Annotated in this window: 10 protein-coding genes; 3 read left to right on the forward strand and 7 right to left on the reverse strand. The window is 71.9% G+C overall.

The genetic code is table 11. From position 1 onward, the window contains the following. Positions 1-3 precede the first annotated feature (3 nt). The 3 genes from OGH68_RS19860 to OGH68_RS19870 all read left to right on the forward strand — a co-directional run bounded on the left by OGH68_RS19860 (position 4) and on the right by OGH68_RS19870 (position 3,408). Positions 4-1,056, forward strand: a complete 1,053-nt coding sequence (locus OGH68_RS19860) for an aspartate-semialdehyde dehydrogenase (RefSeq protein ID WP_264245825.1) — start codon at positions 4-6, stop codon at positions 1,054-1,056. A gap of 496 nt (positions 1,057-1,552) precedes the next feature. After that, entirely contained in the window at positions 1,553-2,215 is a 663-nt protein-coding gene (locus OGH68_RS19865) for a SigE family RNA polymerase sigma factor (RefSeq protein ID WP_264245827.1), read from the forward strand. Between the two features lie 125 nt (positions 2,216-2,340). Next, a complete protein-coding gene (locus OGH68_RS19870; protein ID WP_264245831.1) occupies positions 2,341-3,408 on the forward strand; it encodes a hypothetical protein in 1,068 nt (355 codons plus the stop codon). Positions 3,409-3,523: 115 nt separating this feature from the next. Here the strand turns inward: OGH68_RS19870 and OGH68_RS19875 are convergent, their stop codons facing one another. From OGH68_RS19875 to OGH68_RS19905, 7 genes are all read right to left on the reverse strand, one after another. Next, a complete protein-coding gene (locus OGH68_RS19875) occupies positions 3,524-4,279 on the reverse strand; it encodes an SURF1 family protein (protein WP_264245834.1) in 756 nt (251 codons plus the stop codon). Between the two features lie 180 nt (positions 4,280-4,459). After that, complete coding sequence (locus OGH68_RS19880; protein WP_413471117.1) at positions 4,460-6,292, reverse strand: prolyl oligopeptidase family serine peptidase; 1,833 nt, start codon at positions 6,290-6,292, stop codon at positions 4,460-4,462. Between the two features lie 160 nt (positions 6,293-6,452). Next, positions 6,453-11,405, reverse strand: coding sequence for a DNA repair ATPase (locus tag OGH68_RS19885; RefSeq protein WP_264245839.1), 4,953 nt, complete (start codon positions 11,403-11,405; stop codon positions 6,453-6,455). A gap of 313 nt (positions 11,406-11,718) precedes the next feature. After that, positions 11,719-13,830, reverse strand: coding sequence for an SPFH domain-containing protein (locus tag OGH68_RS19890; RefSeq protein ID WP_264245840.1), 2,112 nt, complete (start codon positions 13,828-13,830; stop codon positions 11,719-11,721). 221 nt (positions 13,831-14,051) lie between these two features. Then, positions 14,052-14,696 carry a hypothetical protein gene (locus tag OGH68_RS19895; RefSeq protein ID WP_264250180.1) on the reverse strand — a complete coding sequence of 215 codons (645 nt, stop codon included), beginning with the start codon at positions 14,694-14,696 and terminating at the stop codon, positions 14,052-14,054. A gap of 553 nt (positions 14,697-15,249) precedes the next feature. Further along, positions 15,250-15,825, reverse strand: coding sequence for a TerD family protein (locus OGH68_RS19900; protein WP_264245843.1), 576 nt, complete (start codon positions 15,823-15,825; stop codon positions 15,250-15,252). Between the two features lie 113 nt (positions 15,826-15,938). Next, on the reverse strand, positions 15,939-16,466 hold the full coding sequence (locus tag OGH68_RS19905; protein WP_264245846.1) for a cupin domain-containing protein: 528 nt from the start codon (positions 16,464-16,466) through the stop codon (positions 15,939-15,941). Positions 16,467-16,606 lie beyond the last annotated feature (140 nt).

A 16,606-nucleotide genomic window follows, 5' to 3' on the forward strand; every position in this document is an offset into this window, starting at 1 on the left:
GCGATGACCCGCAAGCCGGCGCTCGCGGTCGTCGGAGCGACCGGAGCCGTCGGTGCGGTGATGCTCCAGATCCTGTCCCAGCACGAGGACGTCTGGGGCGAGATCAGACTCGCCGCCTCCCCGCGCTCGGCCGGCCGCAAGCTGGCCGTGCGCGGGGAGGAGTGCGAGGTTCTGCAGCTCGGCGAGGGCCTCTTCGACGGCATCGACGTGGCGATCTTCCTGGCGCCGGGCGAGGTGTCCGAGCGTTGGGCGCCCATGGCCGTCGCCAAGGGGGCCGTGGTCGTGGACGCGTCCCCGGCTTTCCGGATGGACGCCGAAGTCCCGCTGGTCGTCCCCGAGGTCAACCCCCATGCCGTGCGGGTGCGCCCGCGCGGCATCGTCGCGAGCCCGCACGACACGACGCTCGCCATGCTCCCGGCGGTCGGCGCGCTGCACGGTGAGTTCGGCCTGCAGGAACTGGTCGTCTCGTCGTACCAGGCAGTCAGCGGCGCGGGCCGTGAGGCCGTGGCCTCGCTGCGGGCGCAGCTGTCGATGGTCGCCGGTACGGAGCTGGGTGCCGGACCCGGAGACGTACGGCGTGCGGTGGGCGACGACCTGGGGCCGTTCCCGGCGCCGCTGGCGCTCAACGTGGTGCCCTGGGCGGGGACGGTCGCCGACGACGGCTGGTCCTCCGAGGAACTGGGGCTGCGGGCGGAGACCCGCAAGATCCTCGGCCTGCCGACTCTGAAGGTGACCGCGACCTGTGTACGGGTGCCGGTGCTGACGACCCATTCGCTGTCGGTGCACGCGCGCTTCGAGAAGGAGATCACCGTGGAGCGGGCGCACGAGGTCCTCGCGACCTCGCCCGGCGTCGTGCTCTACGACAACCCGGAGGCGGGGGACTTCCCCACACCCGCGGACGTGGTGGGAACCGACCCGACCTGGGTGGGTCGTGTGCGGCGTTCCCCGGACGACGCCTGCGGGCTCGAACTGTTCGTCTGCGGCGACAACCTCCGCAAGGGCGCGGCTCTCAACTCCGCGCAGATCGCCGAGGCGGTGGCCGCCGAATTCGTGTAAGACCGTCCCCGTCGTGCCGGGTCCTGCGTGGCGGGCCTTCGTGCCTGGTTCTGCGGGGCGCGGCGTGGGGGCGCGGCGGCGTGGTGTGGGGGGGCGAGAACGGGGCGCGGCGGCGCGCGAACGGGGTGCGAACAGGGCGCGCGGACGGTGGCTCAGGGGCGGGCGGCGGTGGGACTGTCGGTGGCGTCTCGTAATCTCGTGGTCCCAGCAGTTAATACAACGTGATTCAGCCCCTGTTCTTTGTAGGATCTGTGAACGCCCTGTGGGGAGAACCATGGTCTGTACCACTTGAACTGGGGCGTCGGCTTGTTCGAGTATGCGATTCCTCCTTGCTGCAACCGGTGGTCGGGCGGGAGCGTCTTTGCGGGCACCTCGGCACGGTGCCCCAAAAAACGGGGCATTGGGGAAGATCGGTGCGCATGCGGGTATTCGGTTCGCCGTCGAAAGCGGTGGCGTGCGCGTACAACCCTGGCGGGGGGCAGCGTGTCCAACAGGCGTGGCAGAGGTTCTCGACATCGCAAGGGTGGCCCCGGTCCGTGGCGCTTCGGTGCGCCCGCGCCGCAGGCCCCGCCCGGCCGGCGGCATGCCGGTGATCGCCCCCATGCCTGCTTCGCGCACCACGCGCATGCCGTCCCAGCGGCAGGGTTCTGACGACACCATGGCCACGGGCACCACCGTCGACCTGCTCACCGAGACCTACCGCGCCCACTACCGCTCGCTGCTGGGCCTTGCCGCGCTGCTCCTCGACGACACGGCGTCGTGCGAGGACGTGGTCCAGGAGGCGTTCATCCGGGTCCACTCGGCGCGGAATCGCGTGCGGGACCCGGAGAAGACCCTCGCCTACCTGCGGCAGACCGTGGTCAACCTCTCCCGTTCCGCGCTGCGCAGGCGCATCCTCGGCCTCAAGCTGCTCTCCAAGCCGATGCCGGACATGGCGAGCGCGGAGGAAGGCGCGTACGACCAGCTGGAGCGGGACGCGCTCATCAAGGCGATGCGGGGGCTGCAGCGGCGCCAGCGGGAGGTGCTGGTGCTGCGATACTTCGCAGACATGACGGAGGCTCAGGTGGCCGAGACCCTGGGGGTGTCCCTCGGCTCGGTCAAGGCGTACGGCTCGCGGGGCATTGCGGCGCTCCGCGTCGCCATGGAGGCCACGAAATGAGCAGCCGCGAACACGACTCCGAACATTTCGAGCGCTCAGGGCATTCCGAGCATTCCGAGAATTCAGGGCATTCCGAGTATTACGGGCCGGACGGGCCGTCCGACCAGCGGAGTGGGAACGAGACTGTGAACAACGGGCCGGCCGACGGGCCGATGGAGCTTCCGATCAGCGGCATCGGATCGGACGAGGACGCACTGCGACGCCTGCTGCACGGCGCCGTCCAGGACATCCAGCCCTCCGCCGACGCACTTGACCATCTGCGCCGGGCGGTCCCCGCACGACGGGCCCGCAAGCGGCAGGCCCTGGTCGGCATGGCAGCCGCGGCCCTGCTGATCGGCACCGCCGTCCCCGCCTTCGTCCACGTGGCGAACTCGGGAAGCGGCGACAGTGCCAACCCCGTCAATGCCGGACACGACCAGCAGGCGCAGGGCGGCACGGGCAACGACCCGGGCGTCACCGGTGGCGACAACGGCGTCAAGGGGCCCACTCAGGGCTCCGGGGACGCGGTCGTACCGGGCGCGAGCACCGGACCCGACCGGTCGGCGGACGTGCCGACCGGAGGATCGGACGGCGCTTCGGGAGCGGTCCAGACCCCTGAGACGCAGGCGGCCTGCGAGCCCGGGCAGCTGGTGGTCTCCACGGAGCTGGGCGCGCCGGAGGCCGACGGCAAGGCGTACGGAAGCTTCCGCATCACCAACGTCTCGGGCACCGACTGCTCTGCCGGGGGCTCCACCGTCGGCTTCCAGGCGCTGGGTGCCGCCGATCCGGCCCGGATCGGTGTGGCGCGCCACACCGCGGGTGACGGGGCGAGCGGCCTGCCCGACCCGACGGCGACCGAGACCGACGTGGTCGTCGCGACCGCTGGCAAGGCGTACGAGGTGAAGTTCGCGTGGGTGCCGTCCGACACCTGCCCGACCGAGGGCTCCTCTCCCGCACCCTCTCCCTCCGGTGGTGAAACCTCGGGCGGCGCCACCGGGGCCGGCGGGAGCACCGGTGGTGCCGGTGGCCAGGGCGGCGCCGATACGTCCGAGGGGAGCGCCACCGAGCCCCAGCTGCTGCACGAGGGCGGTACGAAGGACGGCAGCGTGACGGTCACGTACGCGACGCTGGGCGGCACGGTCACCGGCCAGACGAACGTCCCCGACGCCTGCGCCGGCACGATCTACTACACGGGCGTGCTCGCGGGCCAGTGACGCGACGCGCGCCGTCGAGGTGCGCCGCGGGCCCGGTGGGGCGACGCCGCGCCGGTGTCGCGACGCGGGGGCCGTCGAGGCGTGCCGGAGGTCGGGCAGCTCGGGAGCCTCGGGCTCAGGCGGTCTCGGGCTCGAGCCCCAGGGCGCGGTCCTTGGCCGCTTCCGCCTCCCGGCGGACCAGGCGGAACCACATGAAGAGCACGAAACCGGCGAAGACGAACCACTCGCCCGTGTAGCCGAGGTTCTGGAACGCCTTGAGGTCCAGGCCGCTGTTCTCCGGGGCCGCGGCCGGCACGGCCGTCAGGCCGCTGTCCGCCTTCGACAGCGTGACCCAAGCGTCGTAGACGTCGTCCGGAACCAGGTTCACCAGCGACGCCGCGCTGATCATGCCCAGCTGCCCGCTCGGCAGACCGCCCGCCGTGTGCACCCCGTCCGTACCCGTGGACTCGGATGCCTGCAGCGCTCCCGTGACCGTCACGTCACCGGCCGGGGCGGCCGGCGCCCGGCCGCCCTCGGGCATCCAGCCGCGGACCACGGGCAGCACGCGCCCGCCGTCCGTCCGCAGCAGTGTCAGCACGTACGAGCCGCGCTTCCCGTCGAGTTCACGCTGCGGGACCACGAACTGCTCGCCGTACCGGCCGGAAGCCGTCGCCAGCCGACCGGACGTCTCCTTGTCGACGGGCAGCAGCTCCTCGAGCGGTACCGCCTCCTGCTGCTCCTCACCCGGCTTGTGTTCCGCCTCACGGTGGGAGTCGACGCGGTCCTCGAACCTGCCCAACTGCCACGAACCCATGAAGACGCAGAACGGGATCGCCAGCAGGACGAAGACGTTGATCCCCCACCAGCGGGGCGTCAGCAGGAATCGGTACACCCCTCCACGGTACGGAACGCGTCAGCCGTTCCGTGTGCCGGGGCAGCCCCGACGGCCGACAGCAGCCGCGGGGCGTACTCCGGGTGACAGCGGTGACACGGTCCTCCGGCGACAGCGGTGGTGCGGTCCTCGGGGCGGCAGTGGCGGCGCGTGCTCCGGCCGGGCAAGCGGCGCCGTCGCTCACGGCTGCACGGCGGCTCCCTTCAGACACCGGTCGGCGAAGTCGATCTCGAGGCGCACCTGCTTGATGCGTTCCTCCACCACCAGGGAGCCGTGACCCGCGTCGTACCGGTACACCTCGTGGACCGCGCCGCGTGACGCGAGCCGGTCGACGTAGTTGTCGATCTGCCTTATCGGGCAGCGCGGGTCGTTGACTCCGGCCGAGATGTAGACGGGGGCCCGCACCGCGTCGACATACGTCAGGGGGGACGACGCCTCCCAGCGCTCCGGGACCTCCTCCGGGGTGCCGCCGAACAGCGTGCGGTCGAGTGCCTTCAGGTTCTCCATCTCGTCGTGGTACGCCGTGACGTAGTCGGCGACCGGTACGGCGGCGATGCCGACGGCCCAGTCGCGCGGCTGCGTGCCGAGGCCCAGCAGGGTCAGATAACCGCCCCAGGACCCGCCCGCCAGGACCAGCTTCGCCGGGTCGGCGAGCCCGGAGGAGACCGCCCACTCGCGGACGGCCGAGATGTCCTCCAGCTCGATCAGGCCGACACGGTGCTTGAGCGCGTCCGTCCACTCGCGGCCGTAGCCCGTCGAGCCCCGGTAGTTGACGCGGACGACCGCGTAACCATGGTCGAGCCAGGCCGCCGGGCCGGCGGCGAAGGCGTCGCTGTCGTGCCAGGTCGGGCCGCCGTGGATCTCGAAGACCGTCGGCAGCGGGCCGCCGGCGCCAGCGGGCTTCTGCACCAGGGCGTGGATACGGCCGCCGGGGCCCTCCACCCAGACGTCCTCGACCGGCACAGAGGCGGGGGCCTTCAGGCCCGGAGGGTCGAGGACGACACCGCCGGCGGTGGACCGGACGCGGGGCGGCTGGGCCGCGGACGACCACAGGTACTCGACGCTGCCGTCCGGGCGGGCCGTCGCGCCGGAGACCGAACCGGCCGGTGTGTCGATCCGGGTCAGTGCGCGGGTCGCCAGGTCGTACCGCCACAGCTCGCCGCGTGCCTCGAAGCTGTGCGCGATCAGCAGTGCGGAGCCGTCCGGATACCACTCGGCGTTCACATCACCCGGCAGCTCGATGCCGAGGTCGCTCTCCTCGCCGGAGGCGACGTCCCAGATCATCGGCTCCCAGCGGCCGCGCCGCTGATGCCCGACGAGCAGGCGGGTGTCACCGGCGACCGGGGCGAAACCGAGGACCTCCAGGCCGAGCTCCACCGTGCCGCCCGCCGTGTCGTCCAGCTCGGCCACGGTCGTGCCGTCGAGACGGGTCACCCGCAGGGCGGAGTGCATGGCGTCCCCGTGCTCGGTGTGCTCGATCGCGAGCAGCGATCCGTCGTGCGAGAGGTCGCCCACCCCGGCCGACTCCCGGTGCCGGTAGATCTCGACGGGCGCCGCGCCCGCCCGTACGACATGGATCGTCGTGCCGTCCTCGTCGGTGGAGCGGCCGACGACGGCGGTGGTGCCGTCCCGGCCGATGGCGAGGCCGGCCGGATACGAGGGCTCGAGACCCGGCGCGGCGGGCACGTCGTCGCCGCCGTGGAACGACTGCCGTATCCAGATGCCGAACTCGTCGCCGTCGGTGTCCGAGAACCACCAGACGGCCTCGCCGTCGGGTGTGAGTATCCCGTCCGTCGTGCCGTTCGGACGGTCGGTGACCTGGCGCTGGGCGCCCGTCGCCCGGTCCCACGCGTACAGCTCGTACGTCCCCGTCGCGTTCGACACGAAGAGGGAACGGTCCGGGGCGTCCTCCGCCCAGTCGGGCAGGGAGACCCGCGGCGCCCGGAAGCGCTTCTCCCAGTCGGGCATGTCGGCCGTGCCGGCCACGGTGTGTGCGTCGTTCATGCCCTCCATGAAAGCGGATCGCGCCCACATCCTCCGCAGCCTGTGGACAACTTACCCACAGGCCCGCCCACGGGTCCGTTTCACCGTCCGTTCACTGTCCGCCCGCTGGTCCGCCCGCAGGCCCCCGGACCGCCCACGGGCCTGTCCGTAGCCTCCGTCCCGTTTGCCCTCACGCCTCGTGATCCGACGCCGTCCCGCCGTCCGCCTCGGCCGGCCCCGCGCCGTCCCGCCCCCCGACGGCCGGCGCCGCGAGCGTGGGCGCCGCGTGGCGGCCCGACGGGCGGGCCACCAGATAGCGGGGGTCGGCCGCCCGTGTGATCGCGGACTCGACCGCCGCCACCCGGTCGGCGAGCAGCCCGAGCGCCGCGACCGCCCGCGTCAGCGGGTCCCCGTCCGGGCCGCCGAGGGCCCGGGCGCGTACGTAGCGCGTCTTGATCTCCTCCCAGCGGGACGCCTGCTCCGCCGTCAGCGTGCCGCGCAGCTCGGCCAGCTTGAGCAGGGCCGCCTCCGCGCCGTTCGTCAGGGTCTGGGCCTCCCCGGCGTAGTGGTCCTCGATCACGGACGCGAGTTCGGCGTCGTTCATCACGGGGCTGATCCGTTCCACGATCTTGTTCATGTTGCGGTAGGAGCCCTGGAGCCGGAACGGCGGTTCTGAGCGAGTCTCGTCGCTGCTCGCCGCAGAGGCGATGTACGCGGCGTTCACGGCGAGGACCGTGCGCCTGGCGGTCAGCAGATGCCGCATGACCGCCAGGATCTGCTCCAGCTCTGCCGGTGCGTAGGCGTGCTGAAGCCGGTCCGCCTGCGCGGTCGGGTCGCCGGCGGCGAGCCGGACCAGCAGGTCCAGATCCGCCCGCTCCCGGCCGGACAGCGGCGCGAGCAGCGGATGCGACGTGAGCGCGTTCTCGACGAAGCTCATCGCGAACACGTCGTCCTTGCCGGTCAGCACGTCGCCCAGGTTCCACACGTCGGCACGGTTCGCGAGCATGTCGGGGATCCGGAACCGCTGCCCCGACTCCGTGTACGGGTTGCCCGCCATGCACACCGCGAAGCGCTTGCCCCGCAGGTCGTACGTGCGCGTCCCGCCCCGCCACACCCCCTCCATACGGCGCTGCGCGTCGCACAGCGAGATGAACTTCTGCAGCAGCTCCGGGGACGTGTGCTGGATGTCGTCCAGGTACAGCAGGACGTTGCTCCCCGCCTCCAGCGCGAAGTTGATCTTGTCGACCTCCTGGCGGGCGGTCGCGTTCGGTGCCTCCTCCGGGTCGAGCGAGGTCACCGCGTGCCCCAGCGCCGGGCCGCTGACCTTGACCAGGAGCAGACCGAGCCGGTCGGCGACATACTCCATGAGCGTCGTCTTGCCGTAGCCGGGCGGGGAGACCAGCAGGAGCAGGCCGTTGCTGTCGGTGCGCCGGGACTCGCCGACCGTGCCGAGCTGCTTGGCCAGGTTGTCGCCGATGAGGGGCAGGTACACCTCGTCGATGAGCCGGTTGCGGACAAACGCCGGCATCACCCGGGGCCGGTGCTCGTCGAGCCGCAGCCGCTCGCGCTCGGTCGCGGCCAGAGCGGTCCGGCGCTGCTGGTACGCCCGGAAGCCGGGGGCCACGTCGTCGCGGAAGTGCCGTGTCCGGTTCAGGAGTTCGTCGATGCGGACCGTCATCGTCCGCCGCTCGACGCGCGGGTGGCTCCCGAGCAGACCCTCGACCTGCTCGCTCAGCGGCGCCCCGCACTCGTACCGTACGAGGTCCGGGCACAGCTCCACCGCGACGGCCTCCGCGAGGTCGGTGTCGTCCGCACCGGTCGCCTCCGTGTAGGCGCACAGCCAGTTCTCGACGACCTGGCGGCGGGCCGCCAGGTCGTCGCCGAGCGCGGCCAGGTCGTCCTCGTACGCCGAAGTGCCGACCGCACCACGGAACTTGTCCAGCAGCGTGCGGGCCGAGGCACTCGTGGCGAAGCCCTCGGGGCCGCAGGTCAGCTCCTCGAAGAGGTACTCCGCGGCGAGCGCGTCCCCGATCTCCCGCGCCATCTCGGCCCGGAACGTGGCGATCGCCGGCGCCAGACCGAACGTCTCGCGCGCCCGCGCCAGCGACACCGCACGCCGCGTCCACGCCGAGCGCCGGGACTCGTCCGTGCCGTGCGCCCAGAAGAGCTGGGCCGCGGCCCGCGCCTGCGGCGGGTAACGCAGCAGACCGGCCTGCTCGTGCAACCGCAGCAGCGCTCCGAGGATCAGGGTCGCGTCGTGGTCGTGGACGCCCCGCTCGTGGCCCTCGTCGTACGCCGCCTCCGCCGACCTGCGCACGAGGTCGGCGAGGTCGGCGAGATCGGCGTCGGCCAGCGCCTCGGCGCCGTGCTCGTCGAGGAGCCGGGCGGCCAGATGCTCGGCGCGGTACACCGACGCGTTCTCCGACGGCAGCGACTGCTCCCAGTACGGCCGGGTCTGAGCGAAGCCGGGCGCCGTCGCGTCGGTGACCGGCGAACGGTAGTCCGTGCCGGTCAGCGCGAACGCGAGACCGTCACCCTGCGGCACGAGCGTCAGCTCGAACGGCTGGCTGTTCACCGCGAACCGGTGCCGGCCGAACCGGATCGCCGAGCCGCCGTCCGCATACAGGTCGGTCCGGTCGCGCAGCGCCCGTGCCGCCTCCTGGCGAGCCGCCTTCAGCCGGCCCTCCAGCTCCTCCGCCCTGACCTCGTCGCCCAGTTCGCGCAGCTCCTCGGCGGTGCGGCGGACCTTGGCGACCATCGGGTCGGAGGCGAAGTAGGTGTTGATCTCGCCCGTGTCGGCGAGCGTGGCGACCCGGCGGGAGACCGTCTCCAGCACGCGTACGGCCGATCCCGCCAGCCGCTCGGCACGCCGCGCCCGCGCGTCCTGAAGCGTCTGGCGGCGGGACGCGAACGCGTCGTACACCTCAGTGCGCTTCGCGCCCAGCTCGGCGAGGAAGTCGTCGGACTCGGCGAACCGCGACTCCAGGTTCTCCAGCCGCAGCAGCAGCGCCGCGAGCTGCTCGTCGCACGCCTGCGGATCCGAGGCGGCGGCGAGAGCGCCGGTCACCGCCTGCCCGAGCAGCGCCAGTTCGGCGGCGAACTCCGCCTCGCCCTCGTGGGCGAGGAGCTCCTCGCGGCGGGCGTCGAGCGTGGCCCGGGCGCGGTTGACGCCGCCGAGGACCTCGGCGATCCGCTCGAGGATCGACGTACGGACCACCGCGTCACCGATGTCCAGCCCGGCGACCACCTCGGTCACCGTACGCAGCCCTTCCGCCTGCCCGTCGAGCTGCTCGCCGACCGGTGCGGCCTCGGCGACGGTCGCGATCGCCCCGGCCCGGCCGGTCAGCTCCTCGATGTCCGCGTGGTAGTCCTCGAACGCGTCCGCACGCTCGAGGAACGCCACGGCACGCTGCGCGAACGAGGCGATGTCGGCGTCGGTGTCCGCGGCGAGCGCGTCGATCCGGTCCGTGTCCGCGTACCGGAGTTCCTTGAGAGTGATCAGCTCACCCTGGGCGCGGCGCAGTCCCGTGAGCCCGTCGACCCATCCGCCCGCGCCGCGCGGTGTCTCGCCGCGCAGCCGGCGCACCTGTGCGGCGATCCGCCCCGCGGCCTCCTCCAGCGCGCGTGCGGCCTGCGCCGTCAGCTCCCTCACGGTCTCGAACTCGCCGACGACCTGCTCGGCGGTCGCCCGCATGCCGGCGAGCGGCGTGGCGAGGTCGCCGAACTCGGGGTCGTTCAGCCAGTGGTACGCGTCGGCGGTCCGGGTGCAGGAGGCGAGCAGCGCCTCGTAGACACCGGTCGTGGGACCGGCCTGCGTCTCGGTGACGGCGCGGGCGAGCGACAGGCAGTCGGAGATCCCGCGCACCAGGTCGGCGTTGCCGACGACGGCCAGCGGGCCCTGCCCGGCGGGGCGGGCGGCGGCGTACGTGTCGGAGACGAACGGCGACTGCCAGCGCTGCACCGGGTGGACCCTGGCGGGCTCCACGCCGTCGGCGCGCAGGACCAGCAGTGTGCCGTCCTCGAACACGGCGTAGCCCTGGCAGTTCAAGGGCGTGGCGACCGTCTTGCGGATCACGTTGTACGGCAGCAGGAGACTGCGGCCCTCCACCCGCCCGTGGAAGGCGAACATCACGTCCTCGCCGTTCGGCGACCGTACCGTCCGCTCGTACTCCAGCGAACCGATCAGCCCGGCGTCGACGTCGAAGGTACGGGCGGTCCCGGTCGCGGCGAGGTAGTAGCCGCCGGGGAAGACGATGCCCTGGTCCTCCGGCAGCCGGCGGCAGGCCTGGCCGATGCCGTCGAGCCGGACCACGGTCTTGGTGATCGTGTTGTGGACCAGGTACCGGTACGCCTCCTCCTTGTACGGGCGGACGCGCAGCAGAACCAGCGGTCCGACGCGGGCGTGCTCGATCTCGGCGTCCGCCAGCGACTGCAGCGGCTCGTCGACGGGCTCCGAGTGGATGCCCTCGCCGGTCTCTGTGTCGTCGTCCGTCTTCACGGTGAGGGTGCCGCCGACGGTCGCGACGAAGACCTCGCCGCCGACGGACACGTGCGGGTGCCGGCCGAGGACGTGGTCGTCGCGGGTCGTGGGCGTCCACTCGAACTCGTGCGACGCGGGGAAGACATGGTCGCGCTCGCCCCGCGCGTCCAGGAACTCGGCGCTTCCGTCGGGAGTCATCGCCCAGCGCAGGACCCGGATGTCGGTGGGCTTGTCGCCGGTGCGGAAGACGGCCAGCAGCCGGCCGCCGGTGCGGCGGAGCTGAAGCAGCCGGGCGCCCTGGTAGTAGCGGTACAGGGCCTCGAACTCCCGCAGGAAGGCCGGGTCGTCGAGGAGGCCGGGCACCGCGTCGTCGGGAAGCCGGCTCAGGTCGCGGTCGTGCAGGGCGAAGACATCGCCGACCGAGGTCTGCGGGTTCACCCCGAGGACGACGTTGTAGCCGAAGAGCAGGCTCTCGCCGACGGCGACGATGTCGCGCGGCACGCTGTTGTTCTCGGTCCGGAGGTGCTCCGTGCCGGCGAGCCGCAGCTCCGTCGAGCCGAAGGTGGCGATACGGCGGGTGTTGAGGTCGTCGGCACGCCGGGCGAGCTCGGCCGCCTGGGCGGCGAGCCGGTCACGCAGCACCTCGTACGTCCCGGAGTCCATCGTTCCGGAGTCCGTCCTCGCGGAGCCGGCGGAACTTGCGCTTCCGGAGCCCTTCGCACCGGCTCCCTGCGCCCCTGCTGTCTGCGTCCCGGAGCTCGCGGGCCGGCTGTCCGTCGGCCGGGAGCCCGCGGAACCAGGATCAGCCGGCGGGTTGCCGCCGGGAGAGGTCACCCCGAGGGCCGGTCCGTCGTTGACGGGCACGGCGGTGGTGGGCGTGGTCATGTGCGTGCTCGCTTCCTGCGATGAAGTCCGTTCCCGGGGCGGGACCGGTGCTGCTGACCCCGTCCGGCAGCACCGGTCCCGCCCCGGAGATTCAGGCGGCCGGGTGGGCCGAGCCGTTGAGCGACGCCGCAGGGGCGGCGCCGCCCTGCGATGCCGTGGCCGCCGGGGCCGTGAGCGACCCGATCGGCGTGTCGGCGAGGCCCAGCCGGTCGGCAGCCTCCAGCAGCTGCTGCAGCTGTCCGCTCTGCGCGCCGCCGATCCCTGACTTCATCAGCCTCATCAGCAGCGCCGACACCGTCAGGTTCTGCACATCACCGGTCGACACCGAACCGAGGACCGACGTCAGGTCGTCCGTGAAGCTCGACGTACCGTCCAGCCACGGCTTCGCCAGCGTCTGCGCGGTCTGCGAGTGCTGCACGAACGAGTCCACGCCCTTGCCGAGCGAGATCGACGACATGAGCCGGTCGAAGAACACGGACTCCCCGCCGACGATGCTGATGTCGGCGCTCTCGAGACCCGTGGCGAGCACCGTCGCCTGCGCCTCGGCCACCTGCCGCTGGACGTCGAGGCCCGCCAGCCGGATGTCCTTCTCCGCCTCCAGGCGCAGCCGGTACTCCTCGTGCCCGCGCGACGCCTCGTCCAGCGCTGCCATCGCCGCGGCCTTCTCCGTCAGACCCGCGGCCTCGGCCTTCAGCTTGTCGCCGATGGCCGCCGCGTCCGCGGCGCCCTTGGCCCGTACGCCTTCGGCCTCCGCGAGCAGACGTGCCTGCGCCGCCTGGGCCTCCGCACGGCCGGCCTTCTCGATCGCGTCGGCCTCCTTCTCACGCACCTGGACCGCCGCGAGACCCTCTGCCGCCGCCTCGGCCTGAATGCCCTCGGCCAGCCGCAGCTTCGCGCGGGCGTCGAGGTCCGCGGACTTCACACGCGCCTCCGCGAGCGTGACCTCCTCGGCCGCACGGTGCACGGCGGCCTGCTCGGCCGCCTCCGCGGCCTTGATGTCCTTGACCAGCCTCTCCTGGGCCTCGGCCTCGGCCGCGATGACGACCGCCTGCCGCTCGCGCTCCGCCTCCTCCACGGCGCGCAGCCGCTTGATCGACTCCTCCTGCTCGGCGACCGTACGGTCCACGGCGACCCGCTCGCGCACGACCTCCGCGATCTCCCGCTTCTCCGCCTCGACCTCCTTGTCGGCGGCGATCCGCGTCAGCGCGGTCTCCCGCTCGCGCGCGATGACCTCGAGCAGCCGGTCCTTCTCGATGCGCTCGCTCTCGATGGCGATCACGCGCTCGCGGTTCTTCTCCGCGACGGCCACCTCACGCGCCTGGTTCTCGCGCTGGACGCCGAGCTGCTCCTCGGTCCGCAGGAACGCGCTCTGCGCCCGCAGCCGCTCCTCCTCCATCACCCGGGCGGTCTCCGCCTCCTCACGGGCCCGTACGGTCTCGATCTCGCGGCGCTGCTTGATCTCGGCGTCGGCCTGCCGGCGTTCCAGCTCCAGGATGGCCTCGCGGGCGTCGACGTTCTGCCGCGTGATCTCCTTCTCCTCGGTGCGCTGGAACTCGTTGGTGCGCACATGCTCGACGGACGTCATCTCGGTGATCTTCCGGATGCCCTGCGCGTCGAGGACGTTGGACGGGTCGAGCTGGGAGAGCGGCGTCTGCTCCAGGTAGTCGATCGCCGCGTCCTCGAGGCTGTAGCCGTTGAGGTCGGTGCCGATGAGCTGGATGATCCGGTCCCGCAGCTCGTCGCGCTTGGTGTAGAGGTCGGTGAAGTCCATCTGCTTGCCGACCGTCTTGAGCGCCTCGGAGAACTTGGCGTTGAACAGGTCCTGCAGCGTCTCCTTGTCGCTGGCCCGGGCGGTGCCGATGGCCTGGGCGACCTTGATGACGTCCTCGACGGTCTTGTTGACTCGGACGAAGAACGAGATCCGGATGTCGGCGCGGATGTTGTCGCGGCAGATCAGCCCGTCGCGGCCGGTCCGCGTGATGTCGATGGTCTTCACCGAGATGTCCATGGTCTCGGCCTTGTGCAGGACGGGCAGCACGACCTGACCGGTGAAGGTGACGTCGACCTTCCGCATCTTGGAGACGATGAGGGCCTTGCCCTGCTCGACCTTGCGGAACAGTCTCGTGACGATCAGCAACAGACCTACGGCGATGAGCAGTACGGCGGCGATGAGCACGCCGATGCCCGTGGTGATGGCATCCATGAGGAATCCCTCGGGGTGAGAGGTGAAGAACGAGCGGCGAGAAGGGCTGCCGGTACGGGCTGCCGGTGCGGGGTGCTGGTACGGAGTTCCGGGCCGGCGGGCGTCGGGCCGACGGGGTTCGGGCGGGCGGGGTTCGGGCGGGTGCAGCGGGCTCCGGCGTTGCCTCGGGCGGCGCTCGGGCGGCGCTCAGGCCGTGCGCAGGCGGCGCTCGGTCAGCAGCGTCAGGCTGCGTTCGAGGAGCCGCCGCCGGGTAGTTCACCGATCGCGGTGAACGGCGCGACCCAGAAGAACTCACCGGCTTCGTCGTACTCGTAGAGCAGCCCTGTGGACCCGGCGGCGAGAGACTCCTCGCCCTTGGCCTCCAGTTGTCTGACCTGTACGACGGCGGTGGAGCCGTCCCTCGCCCTGACCTCCGCCTGGCCGAATCGCGCATCCACCCGCCCCGTGCGGACGGTGCACGTCATTCCGACGAAGTCCTGCCGGGACGGCACCCGTTCCTCGGGGAACAGTTTCGCCAGCGCGCGGGCCAGCCGTCGGGTGACCACCCAGGCGACGACCACGGCAGCGGCGAGGACGGCGCAGGCGAGGACGGCGTACGGGATGCCGGCCAGGCCGGAACGGCGCAGCAGCACCGAGCCGGCGAGACTCGTGAACCACGCGGTCACGATCAGCAGCGACGCGGCGACGGCGACCGGCACTCCACCGAGTCCCGAAGCCCCGATGCCGGACGGCTCGACGTCGCCGTCGAACGAGTCGTGATCGGCGACACCGAGCAGCACCAGGACCCAGAAGACGACGACCACGGCGAGAGCGGCGCTGAACAGGACGGTGGGAAAGGCGAAGGCGGTCGACAGGAACTCGTTCACCGTTTCGACCCCCGTCTCCCTCACCGTGCCATGACCGGCCCATTGCCGAGCAGCAGCATCCGGAACATCCGTGCTGCCGACTGGACCCATCGTGGCAGCGAGGACGGTGCAGTCGCATTGCCGGGTTCCGGCAATCTTTACGGGGCGTTGATGCCGGATCTGCGGCCGCGTGACGCAGCCGGGGGCCGATCGGTTCCGGGGGGAAGGCGGTGAATGCGCGGGGCGGCGGGAGGCGCGTCGTGGCCCGTGGTCGGTGGACAAACAGGCGGCGCAGGGGCTGCTCGCAGGCTGGGAGCCCGGTTCGGGCATGCCTCTGGTGGGGCCGCCGGGGGCGCGGTCCCGAGCCCGGTCGGGAGGCTGGTCGGGAGGGCGGTCGGAATGGCGTCGCCAGGGGGTGGGGAGGGCGTCGCCAGGGCGGCTGTGAGGCCGGTCGCGAAGCCGTTCAAGTCCTGGCCGGCAGCCCGGCCGCGAGACCTCGGAACGACCGGCGGCAGTCAGTGATGCACCTGGTGCCCGGTCCGTGGCACGGACCGGGCACCAGAACCGGCGTTCGTCAGATGTTGACGCCGAAGTCCTGCGCGATGCCACGCAGTCCGGAGGCGTAACCCTGGCCGACGGCGCGGAACTTCCACTCCGCGCCGTTGCGGTACAGCTCGCCGAAGACCATCGCGGTCTCCGTCGAGGCGTCCTCGCTCAGGTCGTAGCGCGCGAGCTCGTTGTTGTCGGCCTGGTTGACCACGCGGATGAACGCGTTGCGCACCTGGCCGAACGACTGGCCGCGGCTCTCGCCCTCGTGGATCGAGACCGGGAAGACGATCTTGTCGACCTCGGCGGCCACACCGGCCAGGTTGACCTTGATCTGCTCGTCGTCGCCCTCGCCCTCACCGGTGAGGTTGTCACCGGTGTGCTCGACGGAGCCGTCGGGGCTCTTGAGGTTGTTGAAGAACACGAAGTGCTGGTCGGTCAGGACCTTCCCGTTCGCGTCCACCAGCAGGGCGCTGGCGTCCAGGTCGAAGTCGGTCCCGGTGGTGCTGCGGACGTCCCACCCGAGGCCCACGACGACCGCGGTCAGTCCCGGGGCCTCCTTGCTGAGCGAGACGTTGCCGCCCTTGGAAAGGCTGACACCCATGGAAATCCCCTGCGCAATCCGGCGCGGGCCGCGCCATTTGACGATTCCTTTGCCCAACCGGACAACGACGGACCCCCCGCTTCGGTTCCCCGCCCGCCGGATCACCCGCCGGATCACCCGCCGGATCGCCCCCAGGGCCTTCGCTCCGGGCCGCCGTTCTCGTCGACGAAGAAGCTGTCGTGCTTGACGAGGAACTCGGCGAACTGCTCGCCGCCCTTCGCCGCCAGCTCCGCGACCCTCTCGAAGTACTCCTCCCGCGGTGCGCCGGGGGAGAAGAGCATCAGCATGGAGGCGGGGTCGTCGGACTCGTTCCGGAAGGCGTGCAACCCGCCGACCGGTACGTAGAGAAAGTCGCCCTGCCGCCCCGTGACCCACCGGTCCCCGTCGTAGAGGCGGACCTCCCCGGACAGGATGAAGAACGACTCGGAGATCGACCGGTGGAAGTGGGTGCTCGGACCAGGTGACCGAGGCCCCATGTCGACGCGGTAGAGCCCGAATTCACCGCCGGTGGAGGCGTGCGTCGCCAGGTAGTGCGTTCGGTTCCCGGAGGGCGAACTCAGCTCCGGCTCGGTGTCGGCCGGCCTGAAGGCCGCACTGACCCGGCCGTTCTCCCCGAGGTATCGGGGTTCGGGGTAGGACATCGGGTGCTCCCTTCGCTGCGGAACACTCAGCCTGGTGGCCCGCCCCGGACGCGGTCATCGCCCATCGGACCGAACCACCGGCCCCGGGAACGACACCGCCCCTGACCCGGAGACCTGGGCCCAGGGACCGAGCGCCGGCG

The organism is Streptomyces peucetius (assembly GCF_025854275.1).
GTDB classification, from domain to species: domain Bacteria; phylum Actinomycetota; class Actinomycetes; order Streptomycetales; family Streptomycetaceae; genus Streptomyces; species Streptomyces peucetius_A.

Coding starts and splice junctions, on each gene's coding strand:
- OGH68_RS19860 (WP_264245825.1), top strand. CDS start 4: ATGACCCGCAAGCCGGCGCTCGCGGTCGTCGGAGCGACCGGAGCCGTC.
- OGH68_RS19880 (WP_413471117.1), bottom strand. CDS start 6,292: ATGGAGGGCATGAACGACGCACACACCGTGGCCGGCACGGCCGACATG.
- OGH68_RS19885 (WP_264245839.1), bottom strand. CDS start 11,405: ATGGACTCCGGGACGTACGAGGTGCTGCGTGACCGGCTCGCCGCCCAG.
- OGH68_RS19890 (WP_264245840.1), bottom strand. CDS start 13,830: ATGGATGCCATCACCACGGGCATCGGCGTGCTCATCGCCGCCGTACTG.
- OGH68_RS19900 (WP_264245843.1), bottom strand. CDS start 15,825: ATGGGTGTCAGCCTTTCCAAGGGCGGCAACGTCTCGCTCAGCAAGGAG.
- OGH68_RS19905 (WP_264245846.1), bottom strand. CDS start 16,466: ATGTCCTACCCCGAACCCCGATACCTCGGGGAGAACGGCCGGGTCAGT.